This window comes from Streptomyces sp. NBC_00620 (assembly GCF_026341825.1).
In the GTDB taxonomy this organism is placed as follows: domain Bacteria; phylum Actinomycetota; class Actinomycetes; order Streptomycetales; family Streptomycetaceae; genus Streptomyces.
Genome location: NZ_JAPENY010000003.1, coordinates 675,840 through 693,564 on the forward strand (window position 1 = coordinate 675,840; position 17,725 = coordinate 693,564).

The window sequence follows — 17,725 nt, forward strand, 5'->3', positions numbered from 1 at the left end:
AACCCTGTCAATGGGGCGCGCAGCGAAGGAAGTTGAGCGAGTGATCGGATGATCTCCCGTGTCGGCGAGGGTACCGGCCGCCGCCCGTGCGAAGTCCCGGAACACCGCCCCGGAGTTCCGGGGCCGCCGGCTCTCGACGTGACACCCCACCCCCGGGCAGAGTGCACCTCGTACTACTCACCAGTACACAAAGGAGCACCCGTGACCACCTGGGTCGGCCGGACCGCCGCCGAGATCGCCGCAGCCGTACGGGAGAAGCGGGTCACGCCCCGCGAGGTGGTGGCCGAACACCTCGCCCGGATCGAGCTGCTCGACGCCCGCGTCGGCGCCTTCCGGGCGCTGCGGGCGGAGGCGGCCCTCGCCGAGGCCGACGAGCTGGCCACGCGTGATCTCAGTGGGCTCCCTCTCGCGGGTGTGCCCGTGGCCGTCAAGGACAACCTCCCTGTACGCGGCGAGTCCAACCGCAACGGAACCGCCGCCTCCTCCGACACTCCCGCCGACCACGACCATGTCACCGTGGCCCGGCTGCGCGCGGCGGGCGCGGTGGTCGTGGGTCTGACAAACGTGCCCGAGCTCTGTGTCTTCGGTACCACCGACGGAGTGCACGGCATCGCCCGCAACCCGTGGGACACCTCGCGCACGGCCGGCGGCTCCTCCGGCGGCAGCGCAGCCGCGGTGGCCGCCGGGATGGTGCCGATCGCGCTCGGCAACGACGGGATGGGCTCGCTGCGCATCCCGGCCGCCAACTGCGGTCTCGTCGGGCTGAAGCCGGGCCATGGCACGGTCCCGGCCGGCATCGGTCACGGCGACTGGTTCGGCATGTCGGAGAACGGGCCGCTGGCGACAACCGTCGAGGACGCGCGCCTGATGTTCGGGGTACTGGCCGGCACGGAGGCGGCCACCGAGGCCGTACGCCCCTCGGAGACCTCAAGCAAGGAAGTCCTCAAGGTGGCCGTCTCCGTACGCAGCCCTCTGGTCGGCGTACGGGTGACCCGTCCGTATACGGCCGCGGCCCGTGAGGCGGCAGAGCTGCTGGCCGGGGCAGGTCACCAGGTGCGGCGCGCCGACCCGCCGTACCCCCTCTGGCTGAGCACGACCTCGCTCGCGCACTGGACGGCGGGCACCGCCGTGGACGCCGAGGACCTCGACCCGCGCCTGCTCGCCCGGCGCACTCGCGTGCACGCCGCCTTGGGCCGCCGCTTCGTGAAGGGCGTTCGCGAAGGTGACCGTCGCGAACAACTGCGCAGGCGTCTGGAGCCGTTCTTCGCCGAGCACGACGTGCTGATCACGCCGGCGCTGGCCCGGCGGGGTCCCGCCGCGGCCGCCTGGCACAAGCGTGGCTGGCTGCGCAATCTGCTGGTCAACACGAACTACTCGCCGCTGACTCCGCCGTGGAACCTCACCGGCTGGCCCGCGATGTCGGTGCCGTTCGGCACACTGCCGGGCGGTGCCCCGTGCGCCGTACAACTTGTCGGCCGTCCCGGTTCCGAGCTCGATCTCCTCGCTCTGGCCGGTCAGTTGGAGGAACTGCACCCGTGGCGGCGTACGGCGTCGCTGGATTGAGTCACAGCGCCCGGTACATGATGTGCAGCCCCACCCGTCCGTGCCGGGGGTGCTCGTACGCGTCGGGCACGGTTCCCAGGATGGTGAAGCCGAGCGAAGTCCACAGTCCGACGGCCGGGTTGGTCTCCACGACGGCGTTGAACACCATGCCTCGGTAGCCGTCGGCCTTCGCCGTGGCGAGGACGTGCCCGGCGAGTGCGCGGCCGATGCCCCGCCCGCCGTGCTCGGGGTCGACCATGAATCCGGCGTTGGCGATCCGGTCGGCGGGGCCGCCGTAGTTGGGGGTGACGAAGGCCGAGCCGACGACGGCTCCGGTGGCGTCCTCTGCGACGTACACGCTCTTGCCCGGCGCCATCCACAGGGCGCGGGCCGCGTCCTCGGAGGTGTCCGGGTCCCAGGTGTAGGTCTCTCCGGCGGCGACGATCCGGTGCCAGAAAGGCCAGATCCGCGGCCAGTCGTCAGCCGCGGCTTCTCTGATCAGCATGGGCGTGAGTCTGGCACGCCCATGCTGTCAGGGTTCGCGATGGGTCCTGCCGGGGGGATCGCGATGAGTTCTGCCAGGGTCAGTCGACGCTGGGCAGGATGTGCGGCTCGGCGAGGTCGTCCTCGTAGCCCGCCAGGCGGATCGGGGCCGACCTGGCCCACACGTCGAGGCTGCCGAGCTTCTTCTCGGGCCGACGGCCCGCGCCCTCCGTGAGTTCACTGGGGCGTTGATCGCGATTCTTCTCCGGTGTCACCGCGCACTCCTTATGTGTCGGGTCACCCTTGGGACGCACAAGGCCAGTCAACTGCCGGTCGCCTGACGTCCACTCGGGTCTGAGTCGAAGGCAGTTAGGGACGCGGTGGCGCCGGTAACTCGTGTGAGAGCAGGCCGTGATGACCGGCTTGTCCCGTGACGGACTGTGGGTGTGGGTGGAACCCCGTGTCGCTGTCCGTCCGGTACAGAGTAACCAAATGAGCGGGGGTCCGCTCGATGGGGCTGAAAAATCGAGGTAACTGTCTCGCGTCAATCAGCATCCACCAGGCCCCGATCTGCGGCGATTTGAAACATTACGCCCTCTTTACCGCCACCCATTCGGCTCAATACCGACTGTGGATGGAGGGATGCCGGCGGCCATCACGGTCACGGCCGAACACGGTGCGCAGTTCAGATCCCGTTGGCCGATTCGCAAGAACGCCATGATCTGCTGATTCTCGGCAACGGCCTTTCTCGCGGGAGGACTGAAGCATGGAGCTGCGCAGCATCAAGGAGCTGATGGATCTGCTGCATGCCTGCCGGGGGGCCTGGGACACCCCGGACCGCAGTGGCGACCCGGTCGACCTGCACGATCACGCCCTGCAGACCGCCGCGCTGCTGCGCCGCGGTCATCCCGCCGACAAGGAACTCCAGGTGGCGGGCCTGGTGCACGACATCGGTCACCTGCTCAGGCCGGGCGACGACGCCGGTCACGCCGACCACGCCGCCGACGCGGTGCGGCCGCTTCTCGGCGAACGGGTCTCCCACCTCGTACGACTGCATGTGCCGGCGAAGCGGTATCTGGCCACGGCCTCGCCGGGCCGCGGGCTGTCCGCGCAGAGCTCGCTGACCCTCACCGTGCAGGGCGGGGCGATGACGCCTCGGGAGGCGGCCGCGTTCGAGCGTGATCCGTTCGCCGAGGACGCGGTCACGCTGCGGCAGGCGGACGACGCGGGCAAGGTGGTCGGCCTCGACGCCGGGGTCCTGGAGGACTGGCGTACGGTGCTGGAGCTCGTGGCGGCCCAGCACTCACGGCAGGGGGCGGGGTATCGGCCCACAGGTCGGAGCTGGTGACCGGCTGAGGCCTGTGACGGCCGACTGACCGTCGGCTGAGGGCTGTTGGCTGACGGCCCGTCATGAGACCGTACGCGGATGATGTCGCCGTACGGTCTTGAGGGCAGGGCCGCCATCGTCACCGGGGCATCGCGCGGGATCGGACTTGCCGTCGCGGAGGCGCTCGCCGGAGCGGGGGCGCGGGTGTGCGTGACCGCTCGGGATCCGGACGCGGTGGCCCTGGCCGCCGAACGGCTCGGGGGTATCGGGCTCGCGGGTTCGGTCGCCGACCCCGTGCATCTGCGGGAGCTGACCGAGCTGACGCTGCGGGAGTTCGGGCGGATCGACGTCGTGGTGAACAACGCGGCGACCAACGAGCCGTACGGCCCCCTCATGGACGCCGATCCGGACCGCTGGCGGAAGGCGTTCGAGGTCAATGTCGGGGCGCCGCTGCGGCTGGTGCAGTGCGCCTGGCGGGCGTGGATGTGCGAGCACGGCGGCACGGTCGTGAACGTCTGCACCGAGGGCGCGGGGCACGTCGGCCCCAACGTGGGGGCGTACGGCACCAGCAAGGCCGCCCTGCTGCACCTCACCCAGCAGTTGGCGGGCGAGCTGGCCCCCAAGGTGCGGGTCAACTCCGTCTCCCCCGGTCTCGTCCGTACCGAGATGGCCCGCTTCGTGTGGGAGCACGCCGAGGACGAGCTGGGGGCCGGCCTTCCGCTGGGCCGTATCGGGCGGCCCGAGGACATCGCGAGGGCGGTGACCTGGCTGGCCTCGGACGCGGCCGGCTGGATCACCGGTGCCGATCTGCTGGTCGACGGAGGGACCCGGGTCAGGGCCGCGTACACCGGCGCCCCCGACAGCCTGGCGGTGCAGGAGCGGCTGCGGACACGGGCACCCGGTGTCCAGGGGCCCTCCGCTCCGGCAGGTCCCCCCGGCTCGGCAGGACAATGACCGCGACCGCGCGTTGAATGGTGAACATGGGTGTTCGGCGACAGGCGAGAACCCAGAAAAGGACGGCGCTGATCGCAGCAGCCGTGGCCTCCCTGCTCTCCGCGAGCTATGCGGCCTCCGGTTCGGCCGCGGCAGCGGCTCCGCCGCCTCAGCCACCCCCGCAGCTCACACAGGCGAAGGTGGACGACGCCGTCGCCACGCTAGACCGCGTCATCCAGGACGGCATGAAGAAGACCGGGGTCCCCGGCGTCGCCGTGGCCGTCGTCTACAAGGATCAGGTCGTCTACGTGAAGGGCTTCGGCGACCGTGAGGTCGGGCAGTCCGGAGCCGTCGACCCGGACACCGTCTTCGAGCTGGCGTCGCTGTCCAAGCCGCTGGCCTCGACCGTGGTCGCGGGCGCCGTCGGCGACAAGACGATCGGCTGGGACGACCCGGTGGCCGGAGAGCTGCCGCGCTTCGCGCTCAAGGACCCGTGGGTCACCGAGCACGTCACGGTCGCCGACCTCTTCTCGCACCGCAGCGGCCTGCCCGACCACTCCGGAGACCTCCTCGAAGACCTCGGCTACGACCGGACGTACATCCTGGAGCATCTCAAGTACGAGCCGCTCTCGCCGTTCCGCGCCAGTTACGCGTACACCAACTTCGGAGTCACCGCCGCGGGCGAGGCGGTCGCGAACGCGAACGACACCACCTGGGAGAAGCTCTCCGAGGAAACGCTCTACGGCCCGGCCGGCATGAACTCCACCAGTTCCCTCTTCAGCGACTACGACCAGGCCAAGGACAAGGCAGTCACCCATGTGAAGGCCGCGGACGGCTCCTGGGACGCCAAGTACGTCCGTGACGCCGACGCCCAGTCGCCCGCGGGCGGTGCGAGTTCCACGGCCCGTGACATGGCCACCTGGATGCGGCTGCAACTCGCGAACGGCAAGCTCGGCGGCGAGCAGATCATCCCTGCCGACCCGCTGGAGCGCACCCACCTCCCCGAGATCGTCAGCAACCCCCCGCATGCCCCGGCGGGCCGCACCGGCTTCTACGGCCTCGGCTGGAACGTCAGTTACGACGACCAGGGCCGGCTGCGCCTGAGCCACTCCGGCGCCTTCGCACTCGGCGCGAACACCAACGTGTCGTTGCTGCCCGGCGAGGAGCTCGGCATCACGGTGCTCACCAACGGAGAGCCCGTGGGGCTGGCCGACTCGGTCGCGCTCGACTTCTTCGACACCGCCCAGTACGGCAAGCCCACGGCCGACTGGCTCTCCCTGGCCGCACAGGTGTACCAGCAGGGAGAGGAGGCGGGCCGCTCCCCCACCGACTACACCAAGCCCCCCGAGGACGCGGCCGACGCCCAGCCCGACGACACGTACACGGGCACCTACGACAACGACTTCTACGGCCCGCTCACCGTCACGGCCGCGAAGAACGGTGAACTGACCATGAGCCTCGGTCCGAAACCGATGACCTTCCGGCTCACGCACTTCGACGGCGACACGTTCAGCTTCGAAACGGTCGGCGAGAACGCGACCGGCCTGTCCGGCGTCACCTTCACCACCGACTCGGACGGCGCGAAGGCGGGGAAGGTGACCATCGAGGCCTTCGACGAGAACGGCCTGGGCACCTTCACCCGCTCCTAGGGCCTGTCCTGCCGTCTACCACTTGCCGGGCGCGTAGTCCTTCATGAACACGCCGTACAGGTCCTCGCCCTGCTCACCGCGGACGATCGGGTCGTACACGCGGGCCGCGCCGTCGATGAGGTCGAGCGGGGCGTGGAAGCCCGCGTCGGCGAGGCGCATCTTGTCGGGGTGCGGGCGTTCGTCGGTGATCCAGCCGGTGTCGACGGCGGTCATCAGGATGCGGTCCTTCTCGAACATCTCCTGGGCGCTGGTGCGCGTGAGCATGTTCAGGGCGGCCTTGGCCATGTTGGTGTGCGGGTGTCCCGCGCCCTTGTAGCCGCGGTTGAAGACGCCCTCCATCGCGGAGACGTTCACGATGTACGTGCGGTTGGCGTCGGCGGCGGACATCGCCCCGCGCAGGCGGCTGATGAGGATGAACGGCGCGGTGGAGTTGCAGAGCTGGACCTCCAGGAGCTCGACCGGCGTGACCTCCTCGACGGACTGGATCCAGCTGTTGGTGTCGTGCAGGTCGGGGACCAGCCCGCCCGCGTCGATCGCCGTACCGGCCGCGATCCGCTCCAGGGACGCCGAGCCGGACACCAGCGCGAGGTCGGTGACCTCCTTCGCGGTCAGCGCGCCGCCCCCGGCGACCGGGAGCGCGGCCACGGCGCCCGAGCCGAAGGTGCCGATCACCTCGGCGGGCGGCAGCTCACCGGTGGGCAGCGGGCCCGATTCGGCGGCGAGCAGTTCGCTGTAGGCGCCCGGTGAGCGGCGTACGGTCTGGGCCGCGTTGTTGATCAGGATGTCGAGCGGGCCCTCGGCGGCCACGGACTCGGCGAGCGCGACGACCTGGGCGGGGTCGCGCAGGTCGATGCCGACGATCTTCAGTCGGCCGATCCACTCGTCGCTGTCGGGCATGGCCTTGAAGCGGCGGATCGCGTCGTTCGGGAAGCGCGTGGTGATCGTGGTGTGCGCGCCGTCCCGCAGCAGCCGCAGCGCGATGTACATGCCGATCTTGGCGCGGCCGCCGGTGAGCAGCGCGCGCTTGCCGCTGAGGTCGGTACGGGCGTCGCGGCGGGTGCGGTTCTCGGCCGCGCACTCCTGGCAGAGCTGGTGGTAGAAGTAGTCGACCTCGACGTACCGCTTCTTGCAGATGTAGCAGGAGCGCGGGCGCTGGAGTATCCCCGCGATCTCGCCGGCGTCGGTCACGGAGGAGGGCAGGATGCCTTCCGTCTCGTCGTCGATGCGCTGGGCGGAGCCGGTGGCCGTGGACTCCGTGACCGCCTTGTCGTGGGCGGTCTTGGCGGCGCGGCGGTCCTGACGGCGGCGCTGCTTGACCGTCCGGTAGACGCCCGCCGTGGCGCGGCGCACGGCGATGGCGTCGGGGTGGTCGACGTCGATCTTGTCGAGCTCGTCGAGCACGCTGAGGCAGACGGCCAGCCGCTCCGGGTCGATGCCGGGCCCCTGCGACGCCTCCGCGACCTCTGCCGTGTACCCGGCGGGGGTCGCCTGGCTGTCCTCTGTCACCGTCATCGCCGTTGCCGTTCCTCGGGTTCCGCGCCGCGCTCGAACCGCGCTCGCTTTCGAAGGCGGAATTTTACGGAGCAATCGCCCGTGGTACCAAACCCGCGATGATCACCGGCGTTCTCAGGGAGCGCAAGCGGCGTTCAGCGCCGCCACCTCCTCGGTCAGCGCACGGGCCAGCACGTCCAGGTCCGGGACGGCCTCCGCGTCGGCCACGAGCCCGTAGTGGACCTGCCCGCGATATGTCGAGACGGCCACCGCGAGCGCTTGGCCGCGGGCGAGCGGGGCGAACGGGAACACCTCGGTGAGCGGGCAGCCGCCGAGTTTCAGGCCGAGGCTGGGCAGCGGCACGCTGGTGACGAGGATGTCGAAGAGCAGCCGGGCCGCCTGGCCGACGACGGGTCCGCCGATCCGGTGCCCGAGCGGCGGCACATGGTCGGCGAGCAGCGCGACGGCGCCCGCTCCCCGGTTGGGCCCTGCGTCCTTGTTGCGGTCCATGGCGGTACGGACCGCGCGCAGCCGTCCGAGCGGATCCGGATCGTCGACCGGAAGCCGTATCAAGTACCCGGAGAGCCGGTTGCCCTGTGGGTGCGCGGTGCGCGGGCGGCGCTTGGAGACGGGGATCAGGGCCCGGGGTGCGACGCCTTCGCTGCCGTCGCCGCGCTCGTCGAGCCAGCGGCGCAGGGCGCCCGCGACGACGGCGATCAGGACGTCGTTGACGGTGCCGCCGACGGTCTTGCGGACGCGGTGCACGTCGTCGAGGTCGACCACCACGCCCGCGGTACGCCGAGTGCCGGTGGGCTCCGAGGTCAGGGCGGGCGACGACTGTACGCCCAGGGTCGCGCGGGCGACCGAGGCGCCGATGTCGAGGGCCCGGCCCACGTCGGAGAGGGTGCCGCGGACCAGGCCAGGCAGCTTGCGGACGTCCGGGAAGAGCCCTCGGGGCGGCTCGGCGGGGCGCGGGCGGGGTTCCGGCAGGTCCATCGGGTCCATGATCGCGGCCGCGAGCATCAGCGCCCTCAGCCCGTCGGCCAGTGCGTGGTGGAACTTGAAGAGCACGGCGAACGACACGCCGTCCTCGCCGGGCAGCACATGCGCCTCCCACGGCGGCCGGTCTCGCTCCAGCGGGCGCTCCATGAGGCGGCCCGCTTCCGCGTGGAAGTCGTCGGTCGGCGCGTGCAGTGTCACGTGGTCGAGCGGCTCGAAGTCGGGCGCGGGCTCGCGGGTCGCGCCGCCGAAGGCCGGCGGGAAGGTGAGCGGGAAGGCCAGCGGCTGCCATACGTCACGGATCCGCATGCGCAGCCCGGGGACCCCGGCCGCGCGGGCCGCCAGCAGGTCGGCGGCGTGCGCGCCCGCGGTGGGCGAGTGGGCCGTGAAGACACCCAGGGCGCCGAGGTGCATGGGGTGCTGGGCGGACTCGATGTTCCAGAACGCCAGGTCGAGTGGTGCGAGCAGGTCGGAGGTCAAAGGCTTGCTCTCGCGTCGACGACGGGTGAGCAAGCAGTCAAACCCGGACAGGTGATTACGGTCAAGTACGATCAAGCTACGCTCAGTTAACAGCAGATTAAGTCCAGTCACGGGTCCCGCCCCGGTGGGAGAGGCGGGACCCGTGTGACTCCTGAGGTCAGTTCAGCGCAGGTGGGGCCGCCTCCGCGGACGTCCCCCACTCGGACGGCTCATCGCCGACCGTGAAGGCCAGCGAGCCGATGCCCCGGAGCGCGTCGGTCGTCAGGTACGTACGGCCGTACGAGGATCCGTTCACCTGGGCCGACTGGATGTACCGGTCACTGTCCGAGGTGCCCGGAGCGGTCACCGTCAGAGCGCCGCGCGGGTAGTAGCGCCGGTCGAGTGTGAGGTCGATCCGCTCGAATACGGGCGTCGACAGGCCCCAGGTGTCGTAGCCGGGCTGCACCGGGAAGATCCCGATCGACGACAGGACGTTCCAGGCGGACATCGTGCCCAGGTCGTCGTTGCCGGTCATTCCGGTCGGCGCGTCTGTGAACAGGGTCAACGCCGCATGCACCACGTCGGTCGTCTTCCACGGCTGACCGGTCGACAGATAGGTGTACGGCGCGATCAGGTCGGGCTCGTTCTGCGGGTTGTACTTGTCCGCGTTGTAGTAGTCGTACGGACCGTTGACCCACACCTCCCGCGCGGTCTTCGCCGGGTCCTGAAGGAGCTGCTGGTACGCGAAGAAGGAGTCGAGCCGGTCGTTGGCCGCCTGCTTGCCGCCGATCAGGTCGACCATCCCCGGCAGGTCCTGCGGTACGAGCCACTGGTACTGCCAGGACGTGCCCTCATGGAATCCCTCGCTCTGGGCCGGGTCGGCCGGCCCCGTGAAGGCCCCGGACGCGTCACGCGCACGGAAGAAGCCGGTCGAACTGTCGTAGATCTTCCGGTAGTTCTCGGACCGGGCGGCGTACCGCACCGCGTCGGCGTCATGTCCCAGGTCCCGCGCCATCGCGCCGAGCATGGCGTCCGACAGTGCGTACTCCAAGGTCGCGGACGCACCGTGGTCGTAGTCCGAGTCGCCGGGCTTCGCGTGCGGGCGGTCCTTGACGTAGGGCGCGAAGCCGTTGGCAATGTATTCCTTGTTGGCCTCGCGCCCCACGGCCGACGAGTCGGCGGGCGGCACCCCGTCGGCGTTCTTCTTCAGCGCGCGGTACGCCCGCTCCTCGTACCCCTTGAGCAGACCCTGCTGGTAGGCGTTGGTCAGGAACGGGGTGACCGGATCGCCGGTCATGATGTTCGTCTCGACGGTGCCGTAACCCCACTTGGGCAGCCAGCCGCTCTCCTCGTCGATCTTGATCACGGAGATCGCCATGTCCCGTGCCTCACGCGGCGCGAGCAGGGAGAGCAGCTGCGACTGGGTGCGGTAGGTGTCCCACAGCGACCAGTTCTGGTAGTAGGTGAAGCCCTTTGCGCGGTGGACCTTCTGGTCCCAGCCGGTGTAGCGGCCGTCGGCGTCGCTGCCGATGTTGGGCGCGAGGAAGGACCGGTAGAGGGACGAGTAGAAGGTGCGGCGCAGGGTGTCGGTGCCTCCCTGGGCGCGTACGTCGTTCAGCCGGTCCTCCCAGGTGCGGTCGGCCTCGCCCCGGACGGTGTCGAACGAACGGCCGCCCTCGGAGCGGAGGTTGAGCGCCGCACCGCGGGCATCCACGTAGCTGAGTGCGGTGGTCGCCTCCACCGTGCGGTCCTTCGTCGTGTCGAAGCGGACGAAGGCGCCGTCACGCCCGGCCTGGGACCCGGTGGTGACCGTTTCGCCGTCCCAGGTGCCGTAGGTGGTGAACGGCCGGTCGAAGCGGGTGATCGTGTAGACGGTGTACGGCTTGGTGTCCTGGCAGAAGCCGCTGCCCGTGATCGCGGTGCGCACGGTTCGGTCGTCGAGGATCTCGACCTTGGTGGAGACCGTCCTGTGCAGCGACTGTCCCGCGTTGAGCAGGACGTTGGCCTTGTCCGTGGCCGGGAAGGTGTAGCGCTGCACACCGGTGCGTGCGGTGGCCGTCAGCTCGGCGTCGATGCCGGTCTTCAGGCCGACCTTGTAGTAGCCGGGGCTCGCGGATTCCGTGTCGTGGCTGAACTCGGCCTGATACCGGCCGTAGTCCGTCTCGGTCACGTCGCCGGTGGTCGGAAGGACGGGCAGGTCTCCTCCGAGCCCGCAGCCGACGCCCGACAGATGGACGAGGGAGAAGCCGCGGATGTGGTTCTGGGAGTAGTCGTAGCCCGTGTTGTGTCCGGTGTCCGGGGAGAACTGCACCATGCCGAAGGGCACGGCGGCACCGGGGTAGGTGTTGCCGTCGTTCTCCGTGCCGATGAACGGGTTGACCAGATGGGTGAGTCGACCGGCGCTGGGCCCGGCGGCCTGGGCGGCGGGGGCGGCGAACAGCGCGGACGCTGCCACCGCCCCCGCCATGAGCAGGCGCAGGTGCCGGGCCCATCTCATTGGACTCACAGGATTCATGGGACTCAAGGGGAGACCTCCGTTGTCGTGACGTCAGGAACTGGGGCAGCCCGCCGGGGTCGCCCGGGACGCGTCACGGATCAGTGCCTGGTGCGCGGCCCTCACCCGCTGGACGTCCGGTTTCATGACCTTGCGGTCATAGGTGAGGAGCCCGTTGAGCTCTCCCTCGACGTCCGAGATCTGCGTGTAGACGGCGCCGTTGGATCCTCGGCAGGCCAGTTGGCGCACCTCGTCGAGCCGGGCCAGGTAGTCGTCCGTGTAGGTCGCCGGGTCCACGTCGACGTACGACTGCTGCACCGACCAGGCATGCCCCGGTACCGCGAGCCCGAGGCCGCCGTACTCGCCGGTGACCAGGGCCCGTTTCCCGTCGGGGGCGGGTGGCAGCGCGGGGCTCGGATAGCCGTGCTCGTCCATGATGTCGCCGGTGCCTCCGTCGGCCCCCAGGTTGAGGCCCGACATGCCGTTCACCAGCCGCGTCGGATCCCAGGCCTTGGCCTGGTCCGCGATACGGGCCTCGTCGTACTGCCCCCAGCCCTCGTTGAAGGTCACCCACATCACCACCGACGGGCTGCTGATGTGCTCGTCGATCAGCTGCTTCATCTCGCGCTCGTACTCGGCGCGGGCCGCGGCGTCCGGGTTCACCCCGGCGGTCATCGCAGGCATGTCCTGCCAGACCAGCAGGCCGAGCCGGTCGGCCCAGTAGAACCAGCGGTCGGGCTCCACCTTGATGTGCTTGCGTACGGCGTTGAAGCCCAGCTCCTTGTGCATCCTCAGGTCGTAGGCGAGGGCCTCGTCCGTCGGTGCCGTGTGCAGGCCGTCGGGCCAGAAGCCCTGGTCGAGGGTGGCCATCATGAAGACGGGCTCGCCGTTGAGGACGGTGCGCGGGGTGCCGTCGATCTTCTCCACCGCGATCGAGCGCATACCGAAGTAGCTGCCGACACGATCGCCGCCGACGGTCACCCTGAGGTCGTAGAGGAAGGGGTCGTCCGGGGACCAGAGTCGCGGATCGGCGATCTTCAGTGTCAGTGGCTGTCCGGTGCGGCCGCTCACCGTCGCGACCTTGTTCTTTCCGTCGTACGCCGTTGCCGTGACCGCGAGGCCGTCCCGAACACCCCTCGCCTCTATGGCGAGTTGGCCGTTCGCGACGTCGGGCGTGAGCTTGAGCGAGTCGATGTGGTCCGCCGCGACGGGCTCCATCCACACCGTCTGCCAGATGCCGGAGGACGGGGTGTACCAGATGCCGCTGGGGTCGAGGCGCTGCTTGCCGAGGGGAGGGTTCTCGCCGTTCGCCGAGTCGGTCGGGTCGTACACGCCGACGATGAGTTCCTGGGTGCGGCCGGGCTTCAGCGCGTCGGTGATGTCGGCGCTGAACTTGTCGTAGCCGCCCTGGTGTTCGGCGACCTTGACGCCGTTGACGTACACCTCGGACCGCCAGTCGACGGCGCCGAAGTTGAGCTGGAGCCGCTTGCCGGAACCCACCTTCCAGTCGGCGGGGACGGTGAAGGTGCGGCGGTACCACATGCGGTCCTCGTGCCGCTGGACACCGGAGAGCTGGGACTCGACCGGGTATGGAACGAGGATCCGCTCACCCAGGTTCCTGCCCACCGGCGGCTGCTCGCCCGCCGTGGCCGCGGCGAACTGCCAGCGCCCGTTGAGGTTCCGCCAGGCGTCGCGGGTCAGTTGGGGCCTGGGGTACTCGGGGAGCGCGTTGTCCGGTCCGACCTCGTCGGCCCAGGGGGTGCGCAGTTCGTACGTGGAGTGGTTGGGGCCGCTGCTCCAGAAGGCGCCGATCGGCTTGCCGGCCGTTGCGAGTCCGCCCTGGCCGTCGTAGCGGACGTCCGCGGTGCCGCGCGCGGTACCGGTCTTGTTGCCCACGACGGGCTCTTTGAGCGTGACCAGGAGGGCCTTGGGGTCGGCGGGGTCCAACTCGGCTGCGCTCAAGGGCCACTTGGCGCCGCCGATCACCGCTTCGAGGTGGTCGGTGACGGTGGCCGGTGGCGCGAGGAGGTCATGGGCGAAGTCGAGCCTGAGGGTACGGCCGTCGGCCAGGACCGTGGTCGCGACGGCGCCGTCGTAGTCGTAGCCGTCGGGCAGGCGGAACGCGGACTGCGGGACGGCGACCTTGCTGCCGCCGGGCTCGGTCCAGCGCAGGTGGAGGTTGGAGCCGCCGTAGTGCTCGAAGTACTCGAGTCTGAAGTCGTAGGCCTGGCCCGCTGTCAGGTCGACGGGTTCGGCGGTCTGTTCGCGGTCCCAGTCGTCGACCCAGTGGTCGATGGCGAGTTCGCCGTCGATCCAGAGACGGAAGCCGTTGTCGCCGATGACCGAGAACGTGGTGAGACCGGTCTTCTCGGGCACGATCTGGCCGGTCCAGCGGACGCTGACATCGTTGTCCTGGCCTGTGGCGGACTTCAGGCGGGATTCCAGGTTGTCGAAGTCGAGGTTCGGGTCGAAGCCGGTGGCCTTGAGCTCGTGGAAGTCGAAGGCGCCGGGGGCGGACTGGGTGTAGTAGTCGCCCTTCAGCCCGTGGATCTCCACGGGATCGTCGGCCGACGCGGGTACGGCGGTCAGACCGGCGAGGCCCAGGGCCCCGGCGAGCAGTAAGGCGAGTCGGTCTCTGAGTCGTCTGATGCGCACGGATCCTCCTCGTTGAGGACGGGTGTGGCGGCTCTTGCTCAGGCGGTACAACGTTGTCATCAACGGCAGTTGGCATGACAGCACGGGAAACGTTTCCTGTCCAGGGACATGACAACGGACTGACATGACAACGGACACGGCAACGGCCTTGGCGGGTGATCGTCCACCCACCAAGGCCGTTGTCAGGCGCCTACGACACGCGCTGGCCCTTCCCCAGGGCGATCACTCCGCCCTTGGAGACCGTGTAGAGCTCCGAATCCCGGTCCGGGTTGACGCCGATCGTCGCGCCGGGCGGCACCTCGACGTTCTTGTCGAGGACCGCGCCGCGCACCACCGCGCCCCGCCCTATGTGGACGTTGTCGTGCAGGATCGAGCCCTGTACGACGGCCCCCGGGTCGACGACGACGCCCGGCGAGAGCACGGACCTGGTGACCTGCCCGCGGATCAGACAGCCGGCGCTGATGATCGACTCGCTGGCGATACCGCCGGCGTTGAATCTCGCCGGCGACAACTGCCCGGAGTGGGTGTAGATGGGCCAGCTGCGGTTGAAGAGGTTGAAGGCGGGGCGTTCGGCGATCAGGTCCATGTGGGCGTCGAAGTACGCGTCGAGAGTTCCGACATCGCGCCAGTAGCCCTGGTCCCGGGTGGTCTCGCCGGGCACGTGGTTGTCGCTGAAGTCGTACAGCTGCGCCTCGCCCCGGTCGGTGAGCATGGGCAGGATCGAGCCGCCCATGTCGTGCACGGAGTGCTCGTCCTCGGCGTCCCGCTGGAGCGCCTCGATCAGGGCCTTGGTGGTGAAGATGTAGTTGCCCATCGAGGCGAAGACGGACTCGGGATCGTCCGGCAGGCCCGGCGGATCGGCGGGCTTCTCCAGGAAACCCTGCACCGTCTGGTTGTCGGAGCCCGGGCTGATGACGCCGAACTGCGAGGACTCGGTGCGCGGCACCCGTATGCCCGCCACGGTCACACCCGCGCCGCCCTCGATGTGCTGGGCGAGCATCTGCCGCGGGTCCATGCGGTAGACGTGGTCGGCGCCGAACACCGCTATGTAGTCGGGCCGTTCGTCGTGCACCAGGTTGAGGGACTGCAGGATCGCGTCCGCGCTGCCCAGGTACCAGCGCGGGCCGAGCCGCTGCTGGGCGGGGACGGGCGTGACGTAGTTGCCGAGCAGGCTCGACATCCGCCAGGTCGTGGTCACGTGCCGGTCCAGCGAGTGCGACTTGTACTGCGTCAGGACACAGATGCGCAGGACGTCGGCGTTCACGAGGTTGGAGAGTACGAAGTCGACCAGGCGGTATGTGCCGCCGAAGGTGACCGCGGGTTTCGCGCGGTCCGCGGTGAGAGGCATGAGCCGTTTGCCCTCTCCACCCGCAAGTACGATTCCCAGCACCGAAGGTCCACCGCGCCGCATGCCGCCGCCCCTCTGAACACGGTCGGGCCAAACTCTCCTCGCGGAGCCTGGCCCCTGTTGCTGAACTGCGCCTGTCCGATGGTTACCCCGGTTTGAGGACTTCTTCGTACAACTGGACGGTGCGCCGGGCGACCGCGTCCCAGCCGAACTCCCGCACCGCGCGCTCCCGCCCGGCCTCGCCCATGCGCCGTGCGGCCTCGGGGTCGGCGAGCACCGAGTCGAGGGCGCGTGCCAGACCGGCTTCGAAGTCCCCCTCGACCTGCACCAGGACGCCGGTCACACCGTCCTCGACGACCTCGGGAATCCCGCCGACCCGGGACGCCACCACGGCCGTGCCGCAGGCCATCGCCTCCAGGTTGACGATGCCGAGCGGCTCGTAGACCGAGGGGCAGACGAACACGGCGGCGCGCGTGAGGAGTTGGATGACATCCGGGCGGGGCAGCATCTGCGGGATCCAGTGCACCCCGTCGCGTACGCCGCTCAGCTCCTGGAAGAGGTCGCGGAACTCCCGGTCGATCTCCGGGGTGTCGGGGGCGCCCGCGCACAGCACCACCTGTACGGCAGGGTCGATGTCCCTTACCGCGCGCAGCAGGTGGGGCACGCCCTTCTGACGGGTGATGCGGCCGACGAAGAGTATGTACGGGCGGCCGGTGTCGATGCCGATGCGGTCGAGGACGTCCGTGCCGTGGTCCGGCTGGTAGAGGGCGGTGTCGATGCCGTTGTGCACGACACGCACCTTGGCCGGGTCCAGGGCGGGGTAGCAGGTGAGGATGTCCTCGCGCATGGCACCGGAGACGGCGATGACGGCGTCGGCGGCCTCGATGGCGGTGCGCTCGGCCCAGCTGGAGAGGGCGTAGCCGCCGCCGAGCTGCTCGGCCTTCCAGGGGCGCAGCGGCTCCAGCGAGTGGGCGGTCATGACGTGCGGTATGCCGTACAGGAGCTTGCCGAAGTGGCCGGCGAGGTTGGCGTACCAGGTGTGCGAGTGGACGAGCTCACGGCCTTCGAGGGCGGCGGCGATGGAGAGGTCCACGGAGAAGGTGCGCAGGGCGTCGTTGGCGCCGTCGAGGGCGGGCCAGGGGCGGTGGCGTACGACGCCGCTCCCGGCGCCCTCGCCCCAGCAGTGCACGTCCAGCTCGGTGAGGGCCCGCAACTCCCGGGCGAGGAACTCGACATGGACGCCCGCCCCGCCGTACACGTCCGGCGGGTACTCCCTGGTCAGCAGTCCAACTCGCACACAGAACCCCTGTCGTAGCGGCCGGTGCCCCTCATGGTCACTCACCTGGGGCGGATGGGGAAGAGCACGGCTGTCCCCAACGAGGCTTTCCCGTTCGGGGGTTTCATGAACGCGGTTGCCGTCAATGCTCTGGCGGTCGGGTGAAGCAGCAGTCGCCGCAGAGTCCCCCTCCGGGGAGTCGGTAGTAGAGGCAGCAGCTGCGGCGCCGGAGTGTGGTGGGGTCGAGGGTGTTGGAGAGGTCGGGGTGGGCGAAGAGGTCGGCGGCGAGCGTACGGGCCCGGTCACCCACCTCCGTACGGCCGTTGGCCTGTGCCCAGCGGTCGAGTTGGCGCACGGCTCCTGCCAGGGCCGATCCGGCGTTGCCCCACAACAGACCTGCGGAGATGCGGTACCGGGAACGCAGGACCGCCGCCAGGGGGGCGAGATGACCGGCTCGTACGACCTCGCCGATCGCCGTGGCGGGCAGCGGGCGCACCTCGGACAGCCACAGGTCGTCCGGAGCGCTGCCGTCCGGATCCCAGTGCAGCAGCCGTGGGTCGAGGTCGGGCAGCCGCCCGTACAGCGCGGCGGCGCCCAGCGCGACCGACCACAGCCGGGCGGCGAGGGCCTGGTGCGCCACGGACACGGCGATCCGCGGCTCGGGCGCATGGATACTCTGCGTGACTTTATGAATGCGGAAAGTTATCGGATCCGCGTAAACCTCTTTGTGGGTGTCGAATCGTGATGCCGTATAGGCCTGCGCGAGCGTGGGCAGGGGGCCTCGCGGCGGTACGCCGGTGCGTAGTACGAAGAAGCCGCCGAGCGGGCCGAGCGCCGCGAGTTGGGGGTCGAGGTCCACGAAGAGCAGTAGTACCAAGGCCCCTAGGGGATACCACCAGCGGGTCCGGGTCCCGTGTCGCCCACCTTGGGTATGACAGAGGGCGATTCGTACTCCATCGGCAGTAGGACCCAATGCCTGCTCAGGTACGACGACGCGAACAGTTTTGCGGGGCATCGTAGTCACCATGGAAGCCGACCGTTCGTCGCGACGGGCCCAGCGCCCCCGCCG

13 protein-coding genes are annotated in these 17,725 nt (G+C 69.8%); 4 read left to right on the top strand and 9 right to left on the bottom strand.

What is annotated here, in order from left to right:
- The first annotated feature begins 201 nt into the window (after positions 1-201).
- Entirely contained in the window at positions 202-1,563 is a 1,362-nt protein-coding gene (locus OG246_RS34350) for an amidase (RefSeq protein WP_266472422.1), read from the top strand.
- Between the two features lies 1 nt (position 1,564).
- On the opposite strand, the gene OG246_RS34355 is transcribed toward OG246_RS34350, so the two are convergent.
- Together OG246_RS34355 and OG246_RS34360 are read right to left on the bottom strand one after the other, a co-directional pair.
- Positions 1,565-2,047 (bottom strand): GNAT family N-acetyltransferase, encoded by a 483-nt coding sequence (locus OG246_RS34355; RefSeq protein ID WP_266472424.1) that lies wholly within the window; start codon positions 2,045-2,047, stop codon positions 1,565-1,567.
- 79 nt (positions 2,048-2,126) lie between these two features.
- The gene (locus OG246_RS34360; RefSeq protein WP_266472427.1) at positions 2,127-2,300 is read right to left on the bottom strand and encodes a hypothetical protein; all 174 of its coding nucleotides are present in this window, start codon (positions 2,298-2,300) and stop codon (positions 2,127-2,129) included.
- 491 nt (positions 2,301-2,791) lie between these two features.
- Here OG246_RS34360 and OG246_RS34365 point away from each other — a divergent pair, with 491 nt between their 5' ends.
- The 3 genes from OG246_RS34365 to OG246_RS34375 all read left to right on the top strand — a co-directional run bounded on the left by OG246_RS34365 (position 2,792) and on the right by OG246_RS34375 (position 5,934).
- Positions 2,792-3,373, top strand: coding sequence for an HD domain-containing protein (locus OG246_RS34365; protein WP_266472429.1), 582 nt, complete (start codon positions 2,792-2,794; stop codon positions 3,371-3,373).
- A 78-nt stretch (positions 3,374-3,451) separates the two neighbouring features.
- Complete coding sequence (locus tag OG246_RS34370) at positions 3,452-4,306, top strand: SDR family oxidoreductase (protein ID WP_266472432.1); 855 nt, start codon at positions 3,452-3,454, stop codon at positions 4,304-4,306.
- Between the two features lie 26 nt (positions 4,307-4,332).
- Entirely contained in the window at positions 4,333-5,934 is a 1,602-nt protein-coding gene (locus OG246_RS34375; RefSeq protein WP_266472435.1) for a serine hydrolase, read from the top strand.
- A 15-nt stretch (positions 5,935-5,949) separates the two neighbouring features.
- On the opposite strand, the gene OG246_RS34380 is transcribed toward OG246_RS34375, so the two are convergent.
- The 7 genes from OG246_RS34380 to OG246_RS34410 all read right to left on the bottom strand — a co-directional run bounded on the left by OG246_RS34380 (position 5,950) and on the right by OG246_RS34410 (position 17,533).
- Positions 5,950-7,446: an SDR family NAD(P)-dependent oxidoreductase gene (locus tag OG246_RS34380; RefSeq protein WP_266472437.1), complete on the bottom strand. Its 1,497-nt coding sequence runs from the start codon at positions 7,444-7,446 to the stop codon at positions 5,950-5,952.
- 114 nt (positions 7,447-7,560) lie between these two features.
- A complete protein-coding gene (locus tag OG246_RS34385; protein WP_266472439.1) occupies positions 7,561-8,904 on the bottom strand; it encodes a wax ester/triacylglycerol synthase family O-acyltransferase in 1,344 nt (447 codons plus the stop codon).
- Between the two features lie 157 nt (positions 8,905-9,061).
- The gene (locus tag OG246_RS34390) at positions 9,062-11,380 is read right to left on the bottom strand and encodes a GH92 family glycosyl hydrolase (protein ID WP_266474927.1); all 2,319 of its coding nucleotides are present in this window, start codon (positions 11,378-11,380) and stop codon (positions 9,062-9,064) included.
- 51 nt (positions 11,381-11,431) lie between these two features.
- On the bottom strand, positions 11,432-14,032 hold the full coding sequence (locus OG246_RS34395; RefSeq protein ID WP_266472441.1) for a PA14 domain-containing protein: 2,601 nt from the start codon (positions 14,030-14,032) through the stop codon (positions 11,432-11,434).
- A gap of 190 nt (positions 14,033-14,222) precedes the next feature.
- On the bottom strand, positions 14,223-15,443 hold the full coding sequence (glgC, locus tag OG246_RS34400; RefSeq protein WP_266472444.1) for a glucose-1-phosphate adenylyltransferase: 1,221 nt from the start codon (positions 15,441-15,443) through the stop codon (positions 14,223-14,225).
- A gap of 82 nt (positions 15,444-15,525) precedes the next feature.
- On the bottom strand, positions 15,526-16,677 hold the full coding sequence (glgA, locus tag OG246_RS34405) for a glycogen synthase (protein ID WP_266472447.1): 1,152 nt from the start codon (positions 16,675-16,677) through the stop codon (positions 15,526-15,528).
- Between the two features lie 121 nt (positions 16,678-16,798).
- Positions 16,799-17,533 carry a (2Fe-2S)-binding protein gene (locus OG246_RS34410; RefSeq protein ID WP_266472449.1) on the bottom strand — a complete coding sequence of 245 codons (735 nt, stop codon included), beginning with the start codon at positions 17,531-17,533 and terminating at the stop codon, positions 16,799-16,801.
- Positions 17,534-17,725: the final 192 nt, after the last annotated feature.

What these genes read in the sequence shown, in the direction of transcription:
- OG246_RS34355 (WP_266472424.1), bottom strand. Translation starts at nt 2,047, where the DNA reads ATGCTGATCAGAGAAGCCGCGGCTGACGACTGGCCGCGGATCTGGCCT.
- OG246_RS34365 (WP_266472429.1), top strand. Translation starts at nt 2,792, where the DNA reads ATGGAGCTGCGCAGCATCAAGGAGCTGATGGATCTGCTGCATGCCTGC.
- OG246_RS34370 (WP_266472432.1), top strand. Translation starts at nt 3,452, where the DNA reads ATGATGTCGCCGTACGGTCTTGAGGGCAGGGCCGCCATCGTCACCGGG.
- OG246_RS34375 (WP_266472435.1), top strand. Translation starts at nt 4,333, where the DNA reads ATGGGTGTTCGGCGACAGGCGAGAACCCAGAAAAGGACGGCGCTGATC.
- OG246_RS34380 (WP_266472437.1), bottom strand. Translation starts at nt 7,446, where the DNA reads ATGACGGTGACAGAGGACAGCCAGGCGACCCCCGCCGGGTACACGGCA.
- OG246_RS34390 (WP_266474927.1), bottom strand. Translation starts at nt 11,380, where the DNA reads ATGAGATGGGCCCGGCACCTGCGCCTGCTCATGGCGGGGGCGGTGGCA.
- glgC (WP_266472444.1), bottom strand. Translation starts at nt 15,443, where the DNA reads ATGCGGCGCGGTGGACCTTCGGTGCTGGGAATCGTACTTGCGGGTGGA.